General features: G+C 45.4%; 14 protein-coding genes. 7 read left to right on the top strand and 7 right to left on the bottom strand.

The genetic code is table 11. The annotated features are described in order from the left end of the window. Together DXD25_RS17130 and DXD25_RS05945 are read left to right on the top strand one after the other, a co-directional pair. Positions 1–372 (top strand): hypothetical protein (locus DXD25_RS17130; RefSeq protein ID WP_222847540.1); only part of this gene is annotated, 372 nt, incomplete at its 5' end. 533 nt (positions 373–905) lie between these two features. Continuing rightward, positions 906–1,661 carry a Bax inhibitor-1/YccA family protein gene (locus DXD25_RS05945; protein WP_228112958.1) on the top strand — a complete coding sequence of 252 codons (756 nt, stop codon included), beginning with the start codon at positions 906–908 and terminating at the stop codon, positions 1,659–1,661. A 303-nt stretch (positions 1,662–1,964) separates the two neighbouring features. On the opposite strand, the gene DXD25_RS05940 is transcribed toward DXD25_RS05945, so the two are convergent. The 7 genes from DXD25_RS05940 to DXD25_RS05910 form a co-directional block, all read right to left on the bottom strand. Next, complete coding sequence (locus DXD25_RS05940; protein WP_117662217.1) at positions 1,965–2,993, bottom strand: AraC family transcriptional regulator; 1,029 nt, start codon at positions 2,991–2,993, stop codon at positions 1,965–1,967. A 49-nt stretch (positions 2,994–3,042) separates the two neighbouring features. Beyond that, a complete protein-coding gene (locus DXD25_RS05935; protein WP_117662216.1) occupies positions 3,043–6,672 on the bottom strand; it encodes a GH92 family glycosyl hydrolase in 3,630 nt (1,209 codons plus the stop codon). Between the two features lie 27 nt (positions 6,673–6,699). Then, positions 6,700–9,414, bottom strand: a complete 2,715-nt coding sequence (locus tag DXD25_RS05930; RefSeq protein WP_117662215.1) for a GH92 family glycosyl hydrolase — start codon at positions 9,412–9,414, stop codon at positions 6,700–6,702. Positions 9,415–9,515: 101 nt separating this feature from the next. Beyond that, positions 9,516–10,175, bottom strand: coding sequence for a DUF4468 domain-containing protein (locus DXD25_RS05925; protein WP_117662214.1), 660 nt, complete (start codon positions 10,173–10,175; stop codon positions 9,516–9,518). Between the two features lie 99 nt (positions 10,176–10,274). Next, positions 10,275–11,906: a RagB/SusD family nutrient uptake outer membrane protein gene (locus tag DXD25_RS05920; RefSeq protein ID WP_117662213.1), complete on the bottom strand. Its 1,632-nt coding sequence runs from the start codon at positions 11,904–11,906 to the stop codon at positions 10,275–10,277. 23 nt (positions 11,907–11,929) lie between these two features. Continuing rightward, positions 11,930–14,905, bottom strand: coding sequence for a SusC/RagA family TonB-linked outer membrane protein (locus DXD25_RS05915; RefSeq protein WP_370453405.1), 2,976 nt, complete (start codon positions 14,903–14,905; stop codon positions 11,930–11,932). Positions 14,906–15,039: 134 nt separating this feature from the next. Further along, positions 15,040–16,404, bottom strand: coding sequence for a glycoside hydrolase family 28 protein (locus tag DXD25_RS05910; protein ID WP_117662211.1), 1,365 nt, complete (start codon positions 16,402–16,404; stop codon positions 15,040–15,042). A 350-nt stretch (positions 16,405–16,754) separates the two neighbouring features. Between DXD25_RS05910 and argR the strand changes: the two genes are divergently transcribed. From argR to DXD25_RS05880, 5 genes are all read left to right on the top strand, one after another. Then, positions 16,755–17,240, top strand: a complete 486-nt coding sequence (gene argR, locus DXD25_RS05900; protein WP_089544439.1) for an arginine repressor — start codon at positions 16,755–16,757, stop codon at positions 17,238–17,240. 64 nt (positions 17,241–17,304) lie between these two features. Continuing rightward, positions 17,305–17,910 (top strand): GNAT family N-acetyltransferase, encoded by a 606-nt coding sequence (locus DXD25_RS05895; protein ID WP_117662209.1) that lies wholly within the window; start codon positions 17,305–17,307, stop codon positions 17,908–17,910. Between the two features lie 76 nt (positions 17,911–17,986). Next, positions 17,987–19,189, top strand: a complete 1,203-nt coding sequence (locus tag DXD25_RS05890) for an argininosuccinate synthase (RefSeq protein ID WP_117662208.1) — start codon at positions 17,987–17,989, stop codon at positions 19,187–19,189. A 1-nt stretch (position 19,190) separates the two neighbouring features. Beyond that, positions 19,191–20,192 (top strand): N-acetyl-gamma-glutamyl-phosphate reductase, encoded by a 1,002-nt coding sequence (gene argC / locus DXD25_RS05885; protein WP_117662207.1) that lies wholly within the window; start codon positions 19,191–19,193, stop codon positions 20,190–20,192. A gap of 109 nt (positions 20,193–20,301) precedes the next feature. Continuing rightward, positions 20,302–21,444 (top strand): aspartate aminotransferase family protein, encoded by a 1,143-nt coding sequence (locus DXD25_RS05880; protein ID WP_117662206.1) that lies wholly within the window; start codon positions 20,302–20,304, stop codon positions 21,442–21,444. Positions 21,445–21,589: the final 145 nt, after the last annotated feature.

Raw genomic sequence — 21,589 nt, 5'->3', positions numbered from 1 at the left:
ATTCCACCAAATTTTTCGAGAAGAAAGTTGCATTTTTCTTTTAAATTTAACACTCATAAACACTTTTCGGACTTTAAATCCGTTTTTCTCCTAATTATATATATACGCGCGAAAGAACGTTTGTGTTCGGACACACATAAAAGAAGATGCATTCTGGACTTTTCTACCAAATGTATAGAGAACTACTTTCAAAAATACTCTTCACTCTTCACAAAACAGGCTGAAACTCCGATAAACACTGGGGGTGTGGGAGGTGAAGAGTGGTGGTGCACTCTTCACCACTCTTCACCACTCTTCACAACTCTTCACCCAAACCATTTTAGGGAAAAAGAATATCAGGCAGGCAAAGGTTCCGTCACCTATGATGACTAAGCCCTGCCATAAATGATGACCAAGTCTTAGCATAATTGATGACCAGACCCTGACATAAATGATGACCAGACCTAGGAAGAAAAAATAGCGGAGCCTTACGATAAGTGAAGAGTGGTGAAGAGTGGCGGTGCACTCTTCACCTCCCACACCCCCAGTGTTTATCGGGGTTTCAGCCTGTTTTGTGAAGAGTGAAGAGTAAAAGCAAGAGTAGGATATTTACGAGCAAATCGCCCCTGATTATAGACCGAGAGGGGTGGTCGAACCGAAATGACAGTCCTGGGGAATCCTTTCTCCCGACGAATCGTTTCTTGCCTGGCAATGGCACAAAGTTGCCCTGGCAAGGGGCAATATCTTGCCATAACCAGGCAATAAAAGGAATAAGGCTCCGTAAAATTACGGAATAAATGTTAATAATGAGCAGATATAATGGCAGATTCAAGAAATGGCATTATCTTTGCATCCGTTATATTGTGGCATAATCAGCTTTGCCATCAAGAAACAATAAAAAATCAACTAAATTAGAAATTAGAATTATGACAGAAAAAGAAATGTACAATCTGATAAATAGTCAGAACGGACAGTCAAGCAACGGCTTCGCTGTCAACGAGAAAGAGCGTGGATTAAGCGGTGTATTCTCCGCACTGATGCGCAAGGTTTATACTTGGATGACATTGGCACTCGTCATTACCGGCGTTACTGCTTACGGCGTTGCCAGCAGTCCTACCCTGTTGATGACCCTGATGACAAGCCGCGGTTTACTCTTCGGTCTCATCATTGCAGAACTCGCCTTGGTGTTCATCATCACCGGAGCCTTGAACCGTCTGTCGCTGAGTACCGCCACACTGCTCTTCATCATCTACTCAGTACTGAATGGAGCGATGCTATCTTCGGTATTTGCAGTATATACAATGACCAGCATTGCCAAAGTCTTCTTCATTACCGCCGGTACATTCGGAGCGATGGCCTTCTACGGATACACCACCAAGAAGGATCTCACCTCTCTCGGCAAGATTCTTTTTATGGCGCTGATTGGTCTGATTATCGCCACCGTAGTTAATATGTTCCTGAAGAGTTCCGGATTTGAATACATCTTGAGCTATGCGGGTGTAGCCATCTTCGTGGGTCTGACAGCCTGGGACAGCCAGAAGATCAAGATGATGCTCCAGACTCAGTACGATATGAGCGAGGGTGCTCAGAAGCTGGCTCTCATCGGAGCCTTGACATTGTATCTCGACTTCATCAACCTCTTCCTCTACCTGCTGCGTATTTTCGGAAGCAACAAGGAATAAGAAAAACATCACTTAAAACGCAAAAAAAGAATTTTAAGATCATCATAAACAAAAGAAAGGTTGGCTTGCCCTCTTCGGGTTAGCCAACCTTTTTTGATTTGTGTCCATCAAAAGCAAATGATAAGTAAACCTAATCTAGAAAATTCTGCTACAAAGATACAACTTTTCCCGAAACCTCGGGTATCATTGGGTAAAAAACATAGGTTCAAAAGAACAAAATCTTCCCTCACACCCCGACTCTCCAAAGAGTCATTGCGTAAAATCCGGAGAGTCATTACATCAATTCTCCTGATTAGCTTACACTTACATTTGCGCACGATATTCATTAGGCGAACATTCGTGTGCAGCAACAAAAGCCCTGCGAAAAGTAGAAACAGAATTGAATCCAGACTTTTCAGCCACTTCCAACACCGTATAGGAAGATGTGCGAAGCAGCTGGGTAGCATGTTCCACCCGATAATTATTCACGAAATCATAGAAAGTCTGCCCATTCTCCTCATTAAAGAAGCGGCTCAGATAAGTACGATTCGTACCTACCATACGCGCCACATCCGACAGCTTGAGCTTAGGATTGAGATAGATCTTCTCCTCTTCGAAAAGCTGCCGTACTGTCGCCGCCAGTCCTTGCGCCACATTTCCATCGTCCAGGCCATCATCAATAGGTCCGGTATCAGAATCTGTCAATTCATCAATAACCGACTCATGCTTATAGACAAAATAGCATATAAACATCCATATAGTCAGAGACAACACCATGTAGAGATCATCAAAATCTACATTGATGACAAAGCAGCTCATCGTCCAGATAATCAATATCAGGAAACAACTGCTCAGGATAGCCAGAAGCCAGTTGAGATTAATGTTCTCCTGATAAGAAAACCGCTCCTTCAGCTGGCGATGGTAGCGCCTGATGAGGAAGAACATCACGATGAAAGTGGTAAGACCATAAACAGCACCCCACACCGCAAGGATGTAGAAATAGATATTGTTGCCCGTCACGCAATAAATGGCAGGAAGCAACACAAACGGCAATTCCAGCATCACCGCCTTACGCCAGGTAGTCCATCCCGGCTTCACCAATTCCATCAGCACAAAGCTATAGAATGGTATGATAAACATATCGGCTGCCGATATGAGGAACCAGTTTTCCTCATTGTCGAAGCCTGTGAAATAGAAGGATAGAATATCCTTCAGGCACTGTGCATCTACGATCAGCATCAAGATCATGATGAGGCGAAAGAGCCTGTCACTGCCCTTGCGCCAGAACATCCATGCCATCATGGAAAAAAACATCATGCTCATGCCATAAACGAATCCAGTTATTGCATCCATAAGTTACTTATCATTTATCATTTCAGTATTATAGGTCCGGCAGAATGGGTTATTTCATCTGGAAATGCAATTCTCCACCAGTCAATATCTGCTGATGAGAGAGGCGATAATCACCCAAAGGCTTCCCATTGAGGGTTACCGACTGGATGAGATAATCATCCATGTGCTGGCGATCGGCAGACAGGATGAACTTCCTGCCGTTTTCCAGATTCAGAGTAACCTTGTCAAAGCTTGGAGTACCTATATAATAATAAGGTGTACCCGGACATACAGGATAGAATCCGATAGACGAGAACACATACCACGCCGACATCTGTCCTGCATCATCATTTCCCGACAATCCGCCCGGGGTGTCATTATATTCAGTCTGGAGAATATGATGCACCCGCTCCTGCGTTTTCTCAGGAGCCCCGGCAGCATCGTAAAGATAGGCTACCTGATGACAAGGTTCATTTCCATGCCAGTACCATCCGTTATCAAACATCTTGTCCAGTCGGGCTATCACCTTCTCGTTGCGAACAGGAGTTTCGCCCTTTTTCTCCATCTTCCTTTCCATCTTTTCTATCTGTTTTTCCTGCTTATCCATCGGTTTACTGTTTCTGATTACCTCAAACAGCCCTTCCGGGTTCTGCGGAACATACCAGGTATAATGACAGGTAGCACCCTCGGTGATGTAACTCTTGCGGTGCACCAGGTCTTCATTATTCTCCCACTTGCCATTCTCGTATCTGCCATCCGCCCATCCTGTAGCAGGATTGATGACATTGCGCCAGTTCTCGGAACGGCGCATCAGATCATTGTAATCCTCCAGATACTTCTGGCGCAGAGCGGCATCCTGACAGGAATCATGCAGAGCCTTCGCCATCTGTGCCACGGCATAATCATCATAGGCATACTCCAGGGTACGGGAAGTCTGCTCGTTGGTATGAAAGGCTTCCTCCACCATATCCTCCAACGGAATATAGCCATTATCCATATACGATTTGATGGCACGGCGGCCCTTTCCATCCCGATAATCCTTCGCCAGATAAGGAGTAGAGAAAGCATTGAGCCGCATTCCCTCGTAAGCCTTGGCTGCATCAAAATTGCGAATACCCTTGACATACGCATCGGCAAGAGCCGCACTTGCATGATCGCCAATCATCGCCGCCGTATAACTGTTCCAGCATGGGAAGATAGGCATCCAGCCGCCTTCCTTGTACATCTGAACCAGAGACTGCATCATCTCGCCCGACATCTTCGGAGTGATGAGACTATAGAGCGGCAACTCTGCACGATAGATGTCCCACATGGAGAAATCGCCATACTTGCGGAGATAAGAATAGGCAGGAACGGCATAGCCCTTGGAACTCAGGGCAGCATTGCCCATCTTCACGGTACCGGTAGAAAACTCCGGATAATCGCCATTCACATCACTCATCTCATGAGGGAGGAAGGATGCACGGTAGAGAGCACCATAAAACTGGTTAACCTTTGCCACATCCTTGCTTTCCACATCAATGGTATGAAGTCGGTCGCACCAGATTCCGGCAGCATACTCCATCATGCTGTTGAAGTCCAATCCGCCATACATATAGTTTTCTGCATTGAGATTCTCCACCGCATTGTCGCGGGACGTAAAGGATGTACCCGACATCCACTCCATCGCCTTACCCGATCTGCCACGGAAGGTGAGCCAGGCGCCAATGCGAGGTTTACCCTGCACCTTCAAACCTCTTATCATCTTCCTGTCGCCCTCGAAAACACCGTAATCCACCAGGTCCTTCTCATCGTAAGCCAAGACGAAATGTCCGGAGAAACCAGCCGGTTTTCCCCATCCCTGATAGATGCGATGCACCGGATTATAACCATAGACAATATGATTGATGGTATCAATCTCGATGTATCCCTGTCCTTCATCACTGTTCGGATTGATGACAAGATGAACCAGCTCATCCTGCTCCGGAGTAACACGGAGAAAGGAGGTATGACTCAAGGCTGTCATCTCTGCCTTCAGATGTTCATCCTTCAGGCGGACAGCATAGTAGTGAGGATGAGAGACTTCATCTTCATGGCTGAATGCCGTAGCTCTTTGTTCTGGCTGAAGGCGGAGCTTTCCACCAAGCGCAGCCACCGTGAAAGAGCCATAATCCTGCGTACATCCGCCCACCAGCCAGTGGCTGCAGCGGAAGCCCTGCAGATGGGTATCCTTATAATAATAAGGTGCGATACATTTCTGTTCTGTATCCTGCGTCTGAGGAGTCCAGAAGTTCTGACCATTCGGAACGAGAACTGCAGGGATGGTTTGTCCATGTTCCTCACTACCCTTTCCGAACATGCCCGCAGTCTGGGTATTTGCCTGTGCCGTACCCACCATCGTATTGATGGCATTGAGCTGGCGGATATGTTCCAGGCGATGAATCCGCTCATGCATTTCCTGCTTCCAGGCATTCCAGGAATAGTAATGCGTGCCATAGATCACCTGTCCTACGGGAGAAAGCATAACATCCCGCTCATTGAGCATAAACTTCACCAGCACACCATCCTTCGCATTCTTATAGAATATCATCTGGAGATTGGCAGCCATCGGAACTACGCGATCCATCTTTTCCATTTCATCTCCCAAAACCACCAGACTTGCCTCTTCACGTGCTCCTGCCGGAGGAACATTTACATCGAAGAGAAGAGACAAGAGACGAAAAAGGGCTGTATCATGACCAAAGCGAAGCGTAGCCGATGACTTGACAGAACGCAAAGCCCGATCTACCTCCGCCTCGATATTCTGCCATAAGGAGATAGCACTACGGGCAGGAATATCCTCATTCGTCGCCACGGTACCATTGTTGATAGCCATCCGAAGGTTATTGGCTTCATAGATGGCACGGAACTCATCATCGGTGAAAAGTGCATTCAAGCCATCTTCTATATCCTGCGGATAAGAAGAGAAGTTCAAGCCCACATCCTGAATGGAAGAAGCCACCGTATGCATCTCGGTCATCAGCTTCAGGGGTTCATCCACCTTAGAGACATCCTTAAACAACTGAAGAAGGAAACGGCGAGGTGAAACCTGAGCCTGCACATGGGTACGGTTCTCCAAAGCCTTCACTTCGGGAGAGACATACGCTATCCAAGCCATATCGGCAGAATCGGTCTTGACATCCAGATTCAAGCCTGGCTGAAGGCTATGCAATTCCGCAGTAAAAGCCTGCATACTCTTGGCGCATCGATCCACCACACTGGAACGAGCCTTTACCGCATTGCCCACAGCAAAGATCTGTGGATAACGCTCAAACATACGATGAGCGATGCCCTGATGCTGAAGAGCACCCAGCTTGCTCAGTTTTCCACCATTACCTTTGGCATTTTCCCATACACGCTGCAGCATTCCCTTCACCAGCAAACCCTGTGGAGTGAGATTACTCTCATCTTCAAAATGCTTGCAGATCCAGACATACCGATCATCCTTCGGCATCCAACGGGAACCATGGCGACCATAATGGCTGATATAAAAGGGTGCATATCCCTGAGGAACATTCAGAGAATCAGACATCACATAAGTAGTCGTACCAAAAGTTCCTGTCTTGGCAGAAGGACCTTCCGGATAAGCATAATAGACGCCACCCATCTGCTGGCGGGTCTGAGCTTGCACAGATAGCACGCAAGCCAAAGAGATATATAATAATGTTACTTTTCTATTCATATTATATGAAACGGAGAATACTCCTATTTATTGTTTTTCCAACCTCCAATCAATTCCTAAAGGATTTCCATCCATACGCAGCACCCAAGGGAGACCGAGATTCACTGCAATCTGCATCACAGTTTCATCCTGTTCAGCCTTGACGGTGATGATCTTTTCATCTGCTGATATTTTCCGCCATAAAATCCCATTATAGACAAAGGATCCGTTTGCCTGAAGCTGGCGCAGCGCCTTTCGGGAGATAAACAGGAAGGTGCCGTCACGCATACCCCTGTTGGAACTCATATCGCATACATAGAGATTCCTGCCTTTCTGCGGACTATCCCAACAGAAACCATCAGCCTCATCCACCAACTTACGAGGAATCAGATAGAGAGACTGATTACATTTCAGAATAAGCGTATCAGCCATACTCGTAGAATCTACTCCTACCTCCCAGTTACGATACTGTCGGTTGACAATGAAACGAGCCACATACTGTGCCGGAATAGTTTTCAAATACTTATCCACAGGTTGTGCAAAAACTGTGGATTTCTCTTTTCCTTTCATTATCAGCAGTTTCTGCGTTTTATCAACACCCTTTTCCTCAGTTTTAAAATCAGGAAGAACAAGTTTTCCACCATTTATCAACACATCGTGAGTTATGAACATCTGCTTCCATTGCTCTCCTTCTCTCACCACCTTCAAGTCCTTTCCATTGGATAGATGGATGGTGTATTCAGGAATCATCGGCGAACCTACGATATAGAGATTCTGTCCGGCTATCGGATAGAATCCCAGCATATTGAAAACGAGCCAAGACGACATTGCTCCCCCATCATCATTACCCGGCAAACCGTCAGGAGAATCATCATAGTTATCGTTCACGATCTGCTGGATTCGCTGAACGCTCAAGTCCGGGCGTTCTACCCAATGATACAGGTAAGGAGTCATGAAGCTCGGTTCATTCGCCACATTGAAATGACCATTGGCGAAGAAGGTATCCAACCGTCGGATGAAAGCATCCTTTCCTCCACAAGCCTCAATCAGTCCCGGAACATCATGCGGAATACTGAGACTATATTCTGCCGACAAAGCCTCGTAGAAGAAGGTTGACCACCATGGAAGATACCAGGGTGCCACCTTGGTATCCGGACGATAAGGAATCACAGGATGATAGACCTTCGACTTGCCCCAAGGCACAGAATCGAGCCATCTGCCATCCGCATCTCTCGGCATGATAAATCCCTTCATCCCCTGCCATTCATAATCAGAACGCCAGAGATTGCGCCAGTTATGCGAACGCTTCATATACTTATCGTAGAGTTCCGGAAAACCCAGTCCTTTTGCCACCTGGGCAATACACCAGTCATCATAGCTATACTCCACGGTACGGTTGCCGGCACGGTCTATTCCATACGGAACATAGCCCAGCGTGTTATATTCCATCAATCCACCTCTGCCATGCTTTTCCTCAGGCACACTGCCCACAAAGCCATCATCATCCGTCGGCGGCACTTCGGCATCCTTGATCATAGCCTTCAGCGCCAGCTGATAATCGATACCCTTCATTCCTTTGGCAAAGGCATCGGCTATGACTATATCCGCATTGCTGCCACCCTGCGTTCTGCCGTTCCAGTTGCCACTTCTAGCATCAGGCATATAACCATCATGCTTGTAGATATTGAGCAGGGAATTGACCATATCACGCTGCTGCGGTTCCTCTATCAGCGTAAGCAAAGGCATGGAAGTACGATAAGTATCCCAGATGGCATAGTAATCATCATAATAAGGCGTAGCGGCGAAATGAGGGTTTTCACCCGACTTATCCACAGGCATCAGCATCGTATGATAAAGGGCTGTATAAAACATCCGCTTCTGCTTTTCGGTGCCTGAGATTTCTATCTTTCCCAACTTTCCGTTCCAGGTTTTCCGCACATTCTTCAACTGGGCATCGAAGCCGCAGACAGGGATATTCTTCCTTGCCTGGGCAATACTGATATGCGAAATACCAATCTTCAGATTGACGGTACTTTTCGAGAAGGCAACATCCAATCTTGTCTTTGATTCCTTCACCTTATTATATAGAGGCGCTTCGCAATTAGATAAAGGGACATCACAATTAGATAAAGGCACGTCACTCTGCAAATAGAAATATACGGTATAAGGACCGCCATTGTTCCAGCCACCCCTTACAGTACTCCAACCAGAGACGGCATATTTCCCATCACAAGTAACATACGAATCCACATACTGCTGAGTTTCGCGCTTATCTGGAATCGTGTCTATACCCAGGAAGGTAGCCACATCTATCAGGAGTTTTCCCTTCTGTTTCCTGCCATAATCCAATCGATAGAAGGCACAACGTTCTGAAGCGGTAATCTCCGTCCGGATTCCATTCTCAAAGGTACAGGCATAATATCCCAGGGCAATCTTCTCATCCACCCGTTTCTGGATGATGTCCCCTGCATCCAAGAAAGGCTGGATAAGAATATTGCCATACTTCTGTCCACCCCCGGTTCCGCTGACGTGCATCTGCGAGAATCCCTTGACAGGCTCAGGCATCGGCGCCCATCCTGCATTCGGCATAGATACGGCATCCGGTCCCGGCTTCGCCATACCGTATGGCATGCAAGGTCCGGGGAAAGTTCTACCCAATCCCTCACTTCCGATACGTGGATCAACGTATCGGGAATAATCTTGCGCTATCAACGAGGATAGCCCAAGGGCGCTATATAATGCGAAGACAAAGATTCGCTTCATTATTGGTTTCTGGATTTTAAGATTTAAACAAATCATCAAATGATTGAGTTACCACGCTGAAAGTGCGCCAAAATCTTCAATTTCACCACATTTTGGCGCAGCTATAACGCCATTTGAATGCGATTCATCAAGACCTCCACATATCCATGGCTCATCACCAATGCCTTGCAGGAAGTTTTCTTGGTTCCATCTTTCTTCGCAAAAGGGAAACAAACATTCAGCGACCATGTTTCGTTCACAGTATATGGGGGATGCTTGTCGAAATCCTCATCCAGCATGGCACTCCAAATACCATCATCAACTTTCGTCACCTCATAATTTGGAACGACAATCGTCAGTTTGACCTGTTCGTCTTTGATGTCGCAACGCACAAGAGGGCGAATATTGACACAATAAGAGGAATAACCACCCGAGTGATAAGCAATGCCAGGCAAATAACCCTTTGCCATGATAACCCCCAATTCCTTGTCTGCCATCTCTATCGATGAACTAGCATTGCTAAAGGTTTTCAGAAACCAATAATTCAAATCGACAAAGAGTTCATTTTTACTCTTGCCTCGCACCGAGATGGTTTTCTCAAACGTCAAAGCATTGTCCTTGTCCAACGTATCTTTTTCGCCAAGATAAAGCGCAACGTCTTTCCATCTTTTTCCATATTGATTAATCACGTAGGTCTCGACCTCTTTACGGCTCAATGTTTGAGCATCTACAGCTAGCAAGCCTGCCAACCACAGTAATAACAACAATAGATTTCTTCTCATAATCAAACAGTTTTATCAAAATGAAACAAACTTCATCTAACAATTAGAAAAAAGAGAGTGGCAGAACCCGCCACTCCCCCTTTATCATCATTCAATCGATTAATATCCAGGATTCTGTTTCCACTTAGGATTTGTATCCAACTGATTTCCCTTATGCAATGGGAAGATACGATGAGTCTTGTCAAAATTCGCATTTTCGAAACCTTTCTTGTGGAAGCAATACTCATCCTCGAAATGACCAAAGCGAATCATATCCATACGACGAAGGTTCTCATCAAAGAACTCACGACCACGCTCCTCATAAATTTCATCCAAAGATGGGGTATGATCAAGCTCCGGTGCATGAACGTATGAACGAATCTGATTGAAAAGACTAAGAGAAGTATCTCCACCTGTTGCCGATGCACCACGTGCAATAGCTTCAGCCTTCATCAGCAAAATGTCGGCATAACGAATCAGAGGTATGTCGTTAGACTGATTACGACCATTTTTAAAGTCCTCATTGCTTACAAACCATTTCACAGAACGAGCGCCCTGGCGCCAGCCTTCCACATTATCTCCTGCATCAAGCTCAGAACTCTGCTTCACCAACTTAATGTTTGTTTCCAACACCAATGGATTACCATTGCGATCCTTACAAATCTGGTCGGTAGGAAGGAGTGTCTCCGGGTCATATACATGTACAGTACCCTGAAGCACCATCGTATTACGCTCATCACCTTCCAGATTGAAGCGAGCAGCAGCCTCAGGAGTTACAGTTATATACGCACCACCAGAGTTAGACATGGCTGTGCCATAATAACTAGGAGCCAACTTCTTGATATCCTTATAAGAATGCGAACGACCATACTGCATACCAGTAGCATCCAATGTATGGTAAGGCATTACATAGATGAAGTCCTTAATTTCTCCCTTCTCCACCAACTCGGTATTATTAGGAGCAAACTTGAAGCGATAAGCTACAGGTCCCAGGGCAAACTTACCTGCATTGATGATCTTATCACAAGCCTCTACACAGGCATTCAACTTTTCATTGCTGTAATTGGCTGCATCATATTGATCAACGGAAGCTGCTGTATAAACAGGCCAGTTGATATACAAACGAGCCAAAAGACCGTATGCCATATACTTATTCGGCTTGCCATAGTTCTCTCCGGTAGCTTCCTCTGGAAGTTGATCTGCTACAGCCAGGAGTTCACTCTCTATCCACTTGGCAACATCTGCGCGAGGCTGGCGGGCAGTAATATCCACCCCATTCTTCTCGCAATAGACCTTATCTACGATAGGAGCATCACCAAAGTTGTCCATTTCCAGATAAGTGAAGTAAGCACGGACGGCACGAGCTGCAGCCACATACTTAGGATCAGCATCAGAATCGATAACCTCATTGGCTTTCACAACACCCTCACCCAATACATTCATCCAGTCAATGGTAGCGCACTCATCTGTAAAATTATGCAAAGACGTATTGGCGTATGCATAAGAATCCAGCCAGTTTCCACTATACGACAAAGCCGTAAACTCATCACTTGACAGTGCCTGTGCCTCCATATAACGGCGGCCAAAGCACTCTCTCATCTGAAAATAGATACCCGCCATCTTGGAAACAATAGCCTCCTCCGTACCAGGATATTTCGTATATTGAGAATCTACCGGTACATCCAAGTCTGTACAACTCACAGCCAAAGTAGCTAAACTAGCCGCGAACAAAGTCTTTATATTTAGTTTCATATTCTAAGCGTATTTAAATGTTGTTAGAAATTGATTTTAGCACCCACCATAATCGTACGAGTATGTGGATAATTACTCCAACGATAATCCACACCAGGGTCGATTCCACCAAGATTAACCTCTGGATCCAATCCCTTGTAGCTTGTAATAGTGAAGACGTTATTGGCATTAACATACAACTGAAGGCTGTTCAACCATCCGTCCAAATTGCGGAAAGTATAACCCAAGGACAAGTTCTGCAAGCGAACATAAGAGCCATTCTCTATGAACTTATCTGATGGAATGTTAGAACTGGTATCAGTTGCCGGACGGTCGGTAATAAACTCCTTCAATACATTCTTGCCACCAGCAAAGAAGTCTGGTGCAGTATAGTGAGCTCGGAGACCATTATAAATCTTATTGCCAAACACACCAGTAAAGAAGAAGGAAGCACTCCAGTTCTTATAACTGAAACTATTGTTCCATCCCACATTCAACTTTGGCTGTGCGCAACCCGTGATTGTACGGTCTTCAAATGCTGGCGACTTAGTAGTCTTGCCATTGCGCTCACCTGTAGCCTTATCATGCTTATAATATACAGAAATACCATCCTCGTCGTAACCAGCAAACTCGTAGGTGAAGAACGTACCCAAAGGCTGACCTTCCATAATCTGCTGTGTATAACCATAGGCAGACACGCCAGCCACCATAGGATCACCCTGAGTAAAGATTGCTGTACTATACTTCTCATTAGTCAACTTCTTTACCTTATTCTTATTATGAGAAAGGTTCAGAGTTGTTGTCCATGTAAAATTCTGATTCCGTACAGGAATTGCATTGATAGAGAACTCTATACCACGATTGCTGATTTCACCCACATTGGCTACGATAGTACTATAAGGATAAACGAAAGAAGATACTGGATAATTCCAGATCAGATCCTTGGTATTCTTGTCGTAATACTCGATAGATCCATTGATACGGCCATCAAAGAAGGCATAATCCAAACCAATGTTCAACATACTGGTTTTCTCCCACTTCAAATCCGGATTAGCTAACTTGGTAGCCACCAATGTAGCATAATTCTTACCATTGATGGTAGATACAGAACCATTCGCACCATAGGTAGCTACAGCAGTATATGCACCAAATCCCAGAGCATTACCACTTACACCATAACCCACGCGAAGTTTCAGGTTAGACAGTTTCAAGGCATCCTTCAAGCCATCCATGAATTTTTCTTCAGTGACATTCCAAGCTCCTGATACGGATGGGAAATATCCCCACTGATGACCATCACCAAACACAGATGATCCATCGCGACGAATGGTAGCCTGCAACATATAACGGCTATTGTATGAATAAGACAGACGACCATAGAAAGAGATATTACGAACAGTCTCCTTCGTACCGCTCTCCACTGCAGTCATGCCATCAATGGTACCAGCATACTTCAACTGATTCCATCCCAATTTATCATCGAAGAAATTATGAACGGTCAGTCCAAAGCCATCATTGTTAACACGCTCCTCCCAAGAGTAACCTGCCATCAAACCCAACTTATGTACCTTATTGAAAGTAGCATCATAGTTGATGTAAGTCTCGAAAGTCTGATCATGTCCTTGATATGTGCTACGGTTGGCACGTCCCTGATAATCGCTGATACCATTGAGCTGGGTGTTATGAGAATCGTATGCACTATAGGTACGCTGCTTATTGCTATACTGATAGTTGACATTCCAAGTCAAACCCTTGACAATATTAGCCGTAGCCTTTGCGATAAACTGCATACGTTTCCACTCGAACTCAGAAGAATCCTCTGCAATGAGGGATAGCGGGTTATAGTTTTTAGAACCATCACCCTTACTCCAAGAGCCATCCTCATTTCTAACAGGAGTAGTAGGGTTAAAATAGTTCATTGCATCCAGTACAGAACCGCCCTCATTGTTCATAGGCACTCCCTCGTGCTTACCATACATGGCATTCAAGCCTGCAGAAAGGTCTAAATGGTCTTTCAAAACCTTAGAACTTACCAAAGAGCGGAAATTGATACGATGCATATCAGTTCCCTTGATGATACCCTCACGATTGTTATAATTCAGGGAAGTCATATAGGTAGTCTTCTTGCTGCCACCATTGATGGAAAGGTTGTGGTTATGGCTGATACCTGTACGAAGTACCTCCTTCTGCCAATCGGTAGAAGCTCCATAGTCATAAGCATAATCCAAATTGTTAGCCTTTACATAGCCCCGAATATCATCGGCAGAAGCCATATCCAAAGTCTTGGAAATATGGTCGAAACCTACATAACCAGAGTAAGATACGTTCACACGCTCCTGATTGTTCTTGCCTTTCTTGGTGGTAATCATAATCACACCATTGGCTGCTTTGGAACCATAAATAGCTGTAGCAGAGGCATCACGGAGGACATCAATGCTCTCGATATCGTCAGGAGCCACCATTGAAATATCCACTCCCGGGATACCATCTATCACATAATAAGGCTGCATAGCCTCTCCGGTTCGAAGAGAGGAAGCACCACGAAGAGTCATACTGGTAGAACCACTAGGGTCGCCAGAAGAAGTTACCACCAATCCTGGCACCTTACCCTGAAGCATCTGGGCAGGGTCTGTATAAACACCCTTGTTCAAATCCTTAGCATTCACTGTTGTGATAGAAGAAGTTACATCCTTACGACGCATCGTACCATAACCTACCACAACCACCTCGTTGAGGGCAGTGTTATCTTCATCCAACACAATCTGACTATTGCCACTTGCCTTAATAGTCTTTGACGTAAAACCGATGTAAGTGAGCTTTAACTTTGCACCAGGCTTCACATTCAAGGTATAGTTGCCATTCATATCGGTAACCGCACCATTGTTAGTACCAACCTCCATGACGCTTACGCCTATGAGAGGTTCGCCATTGGCATCTTTCACGGTGCCGCTAACCTTACTTTGTGCAAATGTGAATGTGCTCACCAGCAGAAGGGCGGAAGAAAGCAATACTCTTTTCATGCTTCTTCCATTTGTCTTTTGTACTATTTGCATAACTTATTAGATTTTGTTATTAATAATCGGATGCAAAGGTAGCACTACCTTATTACACCTGTTTAAGATTTTAGTTTCAATTCTATGAAAAGATTGTTTTTCTAGTCATCTATACCGAAAGTTTTTCCTCCATAGTTTACTTTCGGTCCAACCTGTACTCTCAGATCATCAATCTCTACATCCCTGGCATTTTCTACATAGACTCCATATACCTTATTATATATAAAGCCCTCGCCACGACATGGGCGCTTATCATACACGCCGCCATCATAGCCTGTCAGTTTCTTCAAGTTGAGATGTACATTGTTGAGATAGATATTGTTCACTTTATCCCGGGTATCTCCGCCGATAAAGCATCCGTTTTCTGAAGTGGCATAAATATTATTAAAGTAGATATGGCTCACCTCGCCACATCTGCCTACTGTCTGACCCTTAGGGAATCGCCAGTTGGCATCCTTATGATTTCCATTGGCACGAGGGTAAGAAGTAACGTAAATAGGTTCTGCCTTGCCCCACCATACATCGCTCCATAGCTGGCAATCCAGAATGATGTTAGAGAAAACCACATTGCTCACGGTTCCCTCATCACGATTCTGAATACCGAGACCACGGTTGCTACCTTTGATTACGCAATTGTCGATAACCACATTATAGATGGAATCCATATTCTCGCTGCCAATCTTCACGGTACAGCTACGACTCTCCATCACACAATTCGTTACCACGATGTCGTGACAGGAACCATATTCTTCAAACTCACGGCGGTTTTTCAGGCAGATGGCGTCATCGCCACTGGTGATATGACAGTTGGCAATGCGCACATTCTTGCTATGATCGATATCAATGCCATCACCATTACGGATCTTGAGATTGTTGAGCAGATTGATGCCATCAATCACAGCCCCATCGCAACCGATGAGATGCACCGTCCAGTAAGCACCTTCCCGAATGGTAATATCACGGATATTGAGATTCCTGACTCCCATCAGGGTAAGCACATGCGGACGGGGATCGAAAGTAGTGACCGGTTTGAGTTCGTAACTATCAAAAAGTTCAGCACCCATAAACTTGATACCATTGCCATGAATCGTACCATGCCCAGAGAACGAAAGATTCTCCACATCCTTCGCCCATATCCACATCATTCCCTCACCCTCGTTCTTACCGAAGGTGCTGAGATGATAGATACTTTCATCAGGATTGGCTTTCCAGACGGAATTGGTTTCCAAAACGATGTTCACATTCGACTTCAACTGTACGGGTCCTGAAAGGAAAGTATGATTGGCGGAAAAGACCACATCTCCCCCTCCGGCATTCGTACAAGCATCTACAGCTTTCTGAATGGCGATTGCGTCATCACTGATTCCGTTACCTCGAGCACCGAAATCCATCACATTGAAGTTACGACCATAGAGGATACAGGGTATGGTTAGTAAAATCAATAAGTTTAGCGTTAATTTATTCATCGGCTTAAAGATTAGTTGCTGCAAAAATAAACAAAAAAAATAATAAATGCAAGTTTTTAAGTAAAAAAGATGCAAGAATCAACAAAAAATCCTTCTTTTATTCCTGCAACCCACTTTTACAATGATTTCAAACGTATATATAATGCCTAAGGAAATACCAGGAAACAAGCCAAAGCTATTCGATACAGTAGCCCAGACACATTGTATGCATATTTATACTGCATATTTCTTGTATATTCCTATCATTCTACAACAAATTATCGTAAATATGCAAATTTTATACGTATTTTCTTGGCGTTTTCATATATTTATTGTAATTTTGCAACCACAAACGAATAAAAATACAGCGTATGAAAGTAAAGAACAATAGATTAGAAGCATTAAAGATGCTTATCTCTAGCCAAGAGCTAAGTTCGCAGGAACAACTCTTGCAAGCTTTGCACAAAGAAGGATTTGAGATAACGCAAGCCACATTGAGCCGCGACCTCAAGCTGCTCAAGGTAGCCAAGGCTGCTTCATCCAGCGGAAAATACGCATACGTCTTACCCAATGATGCACTCTACAAACGTGTCACTCACCCTATGTCCATCAGCAAGATGGGACTGAGTACAGGATTTCAATCCATCAATTTCTCAGGCAACATGGTAGTTATCAAGACACGTCCGGGATATGCGAGCAGTATCGCCTACAACATCGACAACAGCGATATTCCTCAAATCCTTGGAACCATCGCAGGAGATGACACCATCTTCCTGGTCAAGAAGAAGGGTACTACAGAAGAGGAAATCATCGACATCTTGTCGGAAGTGATTCCGGAGCTCAATCATAGATATTAATTGATCTTTGATAGGTATTAAAACAACAGATTACAAATAAGAACATTCAAAATATAAAGAGAAAATGGAAGAAGTTAAAGTAATGGTGGCTGACGAAAGTCACATCAAGTACATCGACACCATTCTGACTACAATTGCAGAAGCTGCAAAGAAGCGTGGTTCTGGTATCGCCAAGCGTTCACCAGAGTATGTTGCCACCAAGATGCGCGAAGCCAAGGCTGTCATCGCTCTCCAGGGCGAGAAGTTCGCAGGTTTCAGCTACATCGAAACATGGGGCAACAAGCACTATGTCACCACTTCAGGTTTGATCGTTCACCCAGACTTCCGTGGTTTGGGATTGGCAAAGCGCATCAAGAACCTGACCTTTACGCTCGCCCGACAGCGATGGCCTCATGCCAAGATTTTCTCTTTGACATCCGGTTCGGCTGTCATGAAGATGAACACCCAGCTGGGTTATCTTCCTGTTACCTTCGCCGACTTGACCGATGATGAGTCATTCTGGCGTGGTTGCGAGGGTTGCATCAACGTGGATGTCCTCCATCGTACCAACCGCAAATACTGCATCTGCACCGCCATGCTCTTCGACCCAGAAGAACATCTGCCTATCAAGCTTCCTCAGGAAGTGATTGAGAGAATCCGCAAGATTGACGGTCCATCTGCAGAAATTTAAATCCTTACATATAATTTAAGGTGTTGGCAAGAATGCCATCTAAACATTATTCACCACATATTAAACATAAAATAAAATGGCAAATAAAAAAGTTGTAGTCGCTTTCAGCGGCGGTCTCGATACATCATACACAGTAATGAAGTTGACCCAGGATGGCTGGGATGTTTATGCAGCATGCGCTAACACGGGTGGTTTCTCTGCCGAGCAGTTGAAGACCAACGAGGAGAACGCATATAAGTTGGGTGCAAAGGCATACGTCACTCTCGACGTTACCCACGAGTATTACGAGAAATCATTGAAATACATGATTTTCGGTAATGTGCTCCGCAACAACTGCTACCCTATCTCTGTATCTTCTGAGCGTATCTTCCAGGCTATCGCCATCGCACGTTACGCCAAGGAGATTGGTGCTGACGCCATCGCTCACGGTAGTACAGGTGCCGGCAACGATCAGATTCGTTTCGACATGACATTCCTGGTGATGGCTCCTGGTGTAGAGATCATCACATTGACACGTGACAAGGCGCTTTCTCGTAAGGAGGAGGTTGACTACTTGAACGAGCACGGTTTCTTTGCAGACTTCACCAAGTTGAAGTATTCTTATAATGTAGGCATCTGGGGAACCAGTATCTGCGGTGGTGAGATTCTCGACCCAACCCAGGGTCTTCCTGAGGAGGCTTACCTGAAGCACGTTACTGCCAAGGAAGAAGAGGCTGAGTTGAAGATTACCTTCGAAAAGGGTGAGATCGTGGCTGTCAACGGCGAGAAGTTTGATGATAAGATTGCAGCCATCCAGAAGATTGAGGAGATTGGTGCTTCTTATGCCATCGGTCGCGACTGCAACGTGGGTGACACCATCATCGGTATCAAGGGTCGTGTAGCTTTCGAGGCTGCAGCTCCTAAACTCATCATCGAGGCTCACCGCCTGTTGGAGAAGAGCACATTGAGCAAGTGGCAGCAGTACTGGAAGGACCAGGTAGGCAACTGGTACGGAATGTTCCTCCACGAGAGCCAGTACCTGGAGCCAGTGATGCCGGATATCGAGGCTATGCTGACTTCTTCTCAGCGCAACGTAAACGGTACTGCCATCCTGAAGCTCCGTCCATACAGTTTCCAGACTGTAGGAATTGATTCACCAGACGATTTGACCAAGTCTAAGCTCGGTGAGTATGGCGAGATGCAGCACGGTTGGACAGCCGAGGATGCGAAGGGCTTCATCAAGGTAAGCTCTACCCCACTCCGTGTTTATTATGGTATGCACCCTAACGAGGAAAGATAATATGGTAAAAGTAGGTATTTTAGGAGCAGCTGGTTATACAGGAGGTGAGCTGATTCGCCTCCTTATCAACCATCCTGAGGCAGAGATTGTATTCGCCAACAGCGAGAGTAACGCCGGCAACCTGGTGGCTGAGGTTCACGAGGGATTGTATGGCGAGACTGATTTGAAGTTTACCGCCGAGATGCCTTTCGACCAGGTGGATGTCATCTTCTTCTGCTTCGGTCACGGCAAGAGCGAGGCGTTCCTGAAGGAACACAATGTTCCGGAGAACGTGAAGATTATCGACCTGGCACAGGACTTCCGTCTTGCCCCTGAGACTGTGGTTGCTACCCAGCAGCCAACCCCAGCCGCTCACGATTTTGTATATGGTCTTCCAGAAATAAATGAATCAAAAATAGCCGTAGCTCAGCACGTGGCAAACCCAGGTTGTTTTGCAACTTGCATCCAACTTGGTTTGTTGCCTGCTGCTAAGATGGGTCTCATCAACAGCGATGTATCTGTCAATGCCATTACCGGTAGCACAGGTGCTGGTCAGAAGCCAGGCGCCACTACCCATTTCTCATGGCGCAACAACAACATGAGCATCTACAAGGCATTCAACCATCAGCACGTGCCAGAGATTCGTGAGAGTCTGAAGCAGACACAGGGTTATCTCGATGCTGCCATCGACTTCATCCCTTACCGAGGCGACTTCGCCCGCGGTATCTTCGCTACAGAAGTGGTAAAGACCGATAAGCCTATCGAGGAAATCGTGGCTGGTTACAAGGAGTTCTACAAGGATGCCAAGTTCACCCACTATGTGGATAAGGCTATCGACCTGAAGCAGGTGGTAAATACTAACAAGTGCCTGGTTCATGTGGATAAGTATGGCGATAAGCTCCTTATCACTTCTTGCATCGACAACCTCTTGAAGGGTGCAGTAGGTCAGGCTGTTCAGAACATGAACATCATGTTTGGTCTCGACCAGACAGCAGGTTTGAAACTCAAGCCATCAGCATTTTAGATAAAAGAATTCGGAAGAACGGATGAAAAATCATTCGTTCTTCTATCATAAAAAATAGTTTGTAATAAGATAACTCTATAAGTTGTCTTTCTTAAAACATAGATTTAACATGAAACTTTACGACGTATATCCTCTTTTCGATATTAATATTGTAAAAGGACAGGGCTGCAAGGTATGGGACGACAAGGGGCAGGAATATCTCGACCTCTATGGCGGTCATGCCGTTATCAGCATCGGTCATTGCCATCCTCACTATGTAGAGATGCTCACCAACCAGTTGAACAACCTGGGTTTCTATTCCAACTCTGTCATCAACAAGTTGCAGGTGAAACTCGCTGAGCGTTTGGGCAAAATTAGCGGTTATGAAGATTATCAGTTCTTCCTCATCAACTCGGGTGCCGAGGCAAACGAGAATGCCTTGAAGCTGGCTTCATTCACCAACGGCAGAACCCGTGTGCTCTCTTTAGAAAAAGCATTCCACGGCAGAACATCCCTTGCCGTAGAGGTGACAAATAATCCAAAGATTATCGCTCCTATCAATGATAATGGTCACGTAACCTATCTTCCTATCAACGATTTGGAGGCTTGGGAGAAGGAACTTGCCAAGGGCGATGTATGCGCTTGTATCATCGAGGCGATCCAGGGCGTAGGTGGCTGCAACATGGTAACTCCTGAGTTTGCTCAGGGATTGCAGGCAGCCTGCAAGAAATACGGCACTTTCCTGATTTGCGATGAAATCCAGTGTGGTTATGGCAGAAGCGGTAAGTTCTTCGCTCACCAGTGGTTGGGCATCAAGCCTGATCTCATCACCGTAGCCAAGGGTATCGGCAATGGCTTCCCTATGGGTGGCGTGTTGATTTCTCCTGAGTTTACTCCTGTATATGGTCAGTTGGGTACTACCTTTGGTGGCAACCATTTGGCATGTACTGCCGCTCTCGCCGTTCTTGATGTTTTCGAGAAGGAGAATCTGGTAGAGAATGCGCATGAGGTTGGTGAATATCTCATCGCCCAGTTGAAAGAATTGCAGAAGCGCAACAGCCATATCACAGAGGTTCGTGGCCGTGGCTTAATGGTAGGAGCCGTACTCGATATACCTCACAAGGAAGTTCGCAGCAAGCTCATCCACGAGCAGCACTGCTTCACCGGTTGCGCCGGAACAAATATTCTCCGTATCCTCCCTCCACTGGTATTGACCAAGGAGAATGTGGATGACTTCATCGGAAGATTGGAAACCGTATTGAAGGAAGTATAAACCCATTGAGATAAGAATATAAAGAAAACTCAACCCATAAAAGAAATAGGAATCACTCCTATCGTGAGCAGCAAGCCCTTTGCGGTTTGCTGCTTTTTTGTTTCCCCTCATAGGAAAATTGTAGTTTTATCTTGGTTATTTCGTA

It is taken from the genome of Prevotella sp. TF12-30 (genome assembly GCF_003436715.1).
GTDB classification, from domain to species: Bacteria; Bacteroidota; Bacteroidia; order Bacteroidales; family Bacteroidaceae; genus Prevotella; species Prevotella copri_A.
The sequence above is the reverse complement of the archived record's forward strand: the minus strand, read 5'-3'. Positions and strand labels throughout refer to the sequence as shown.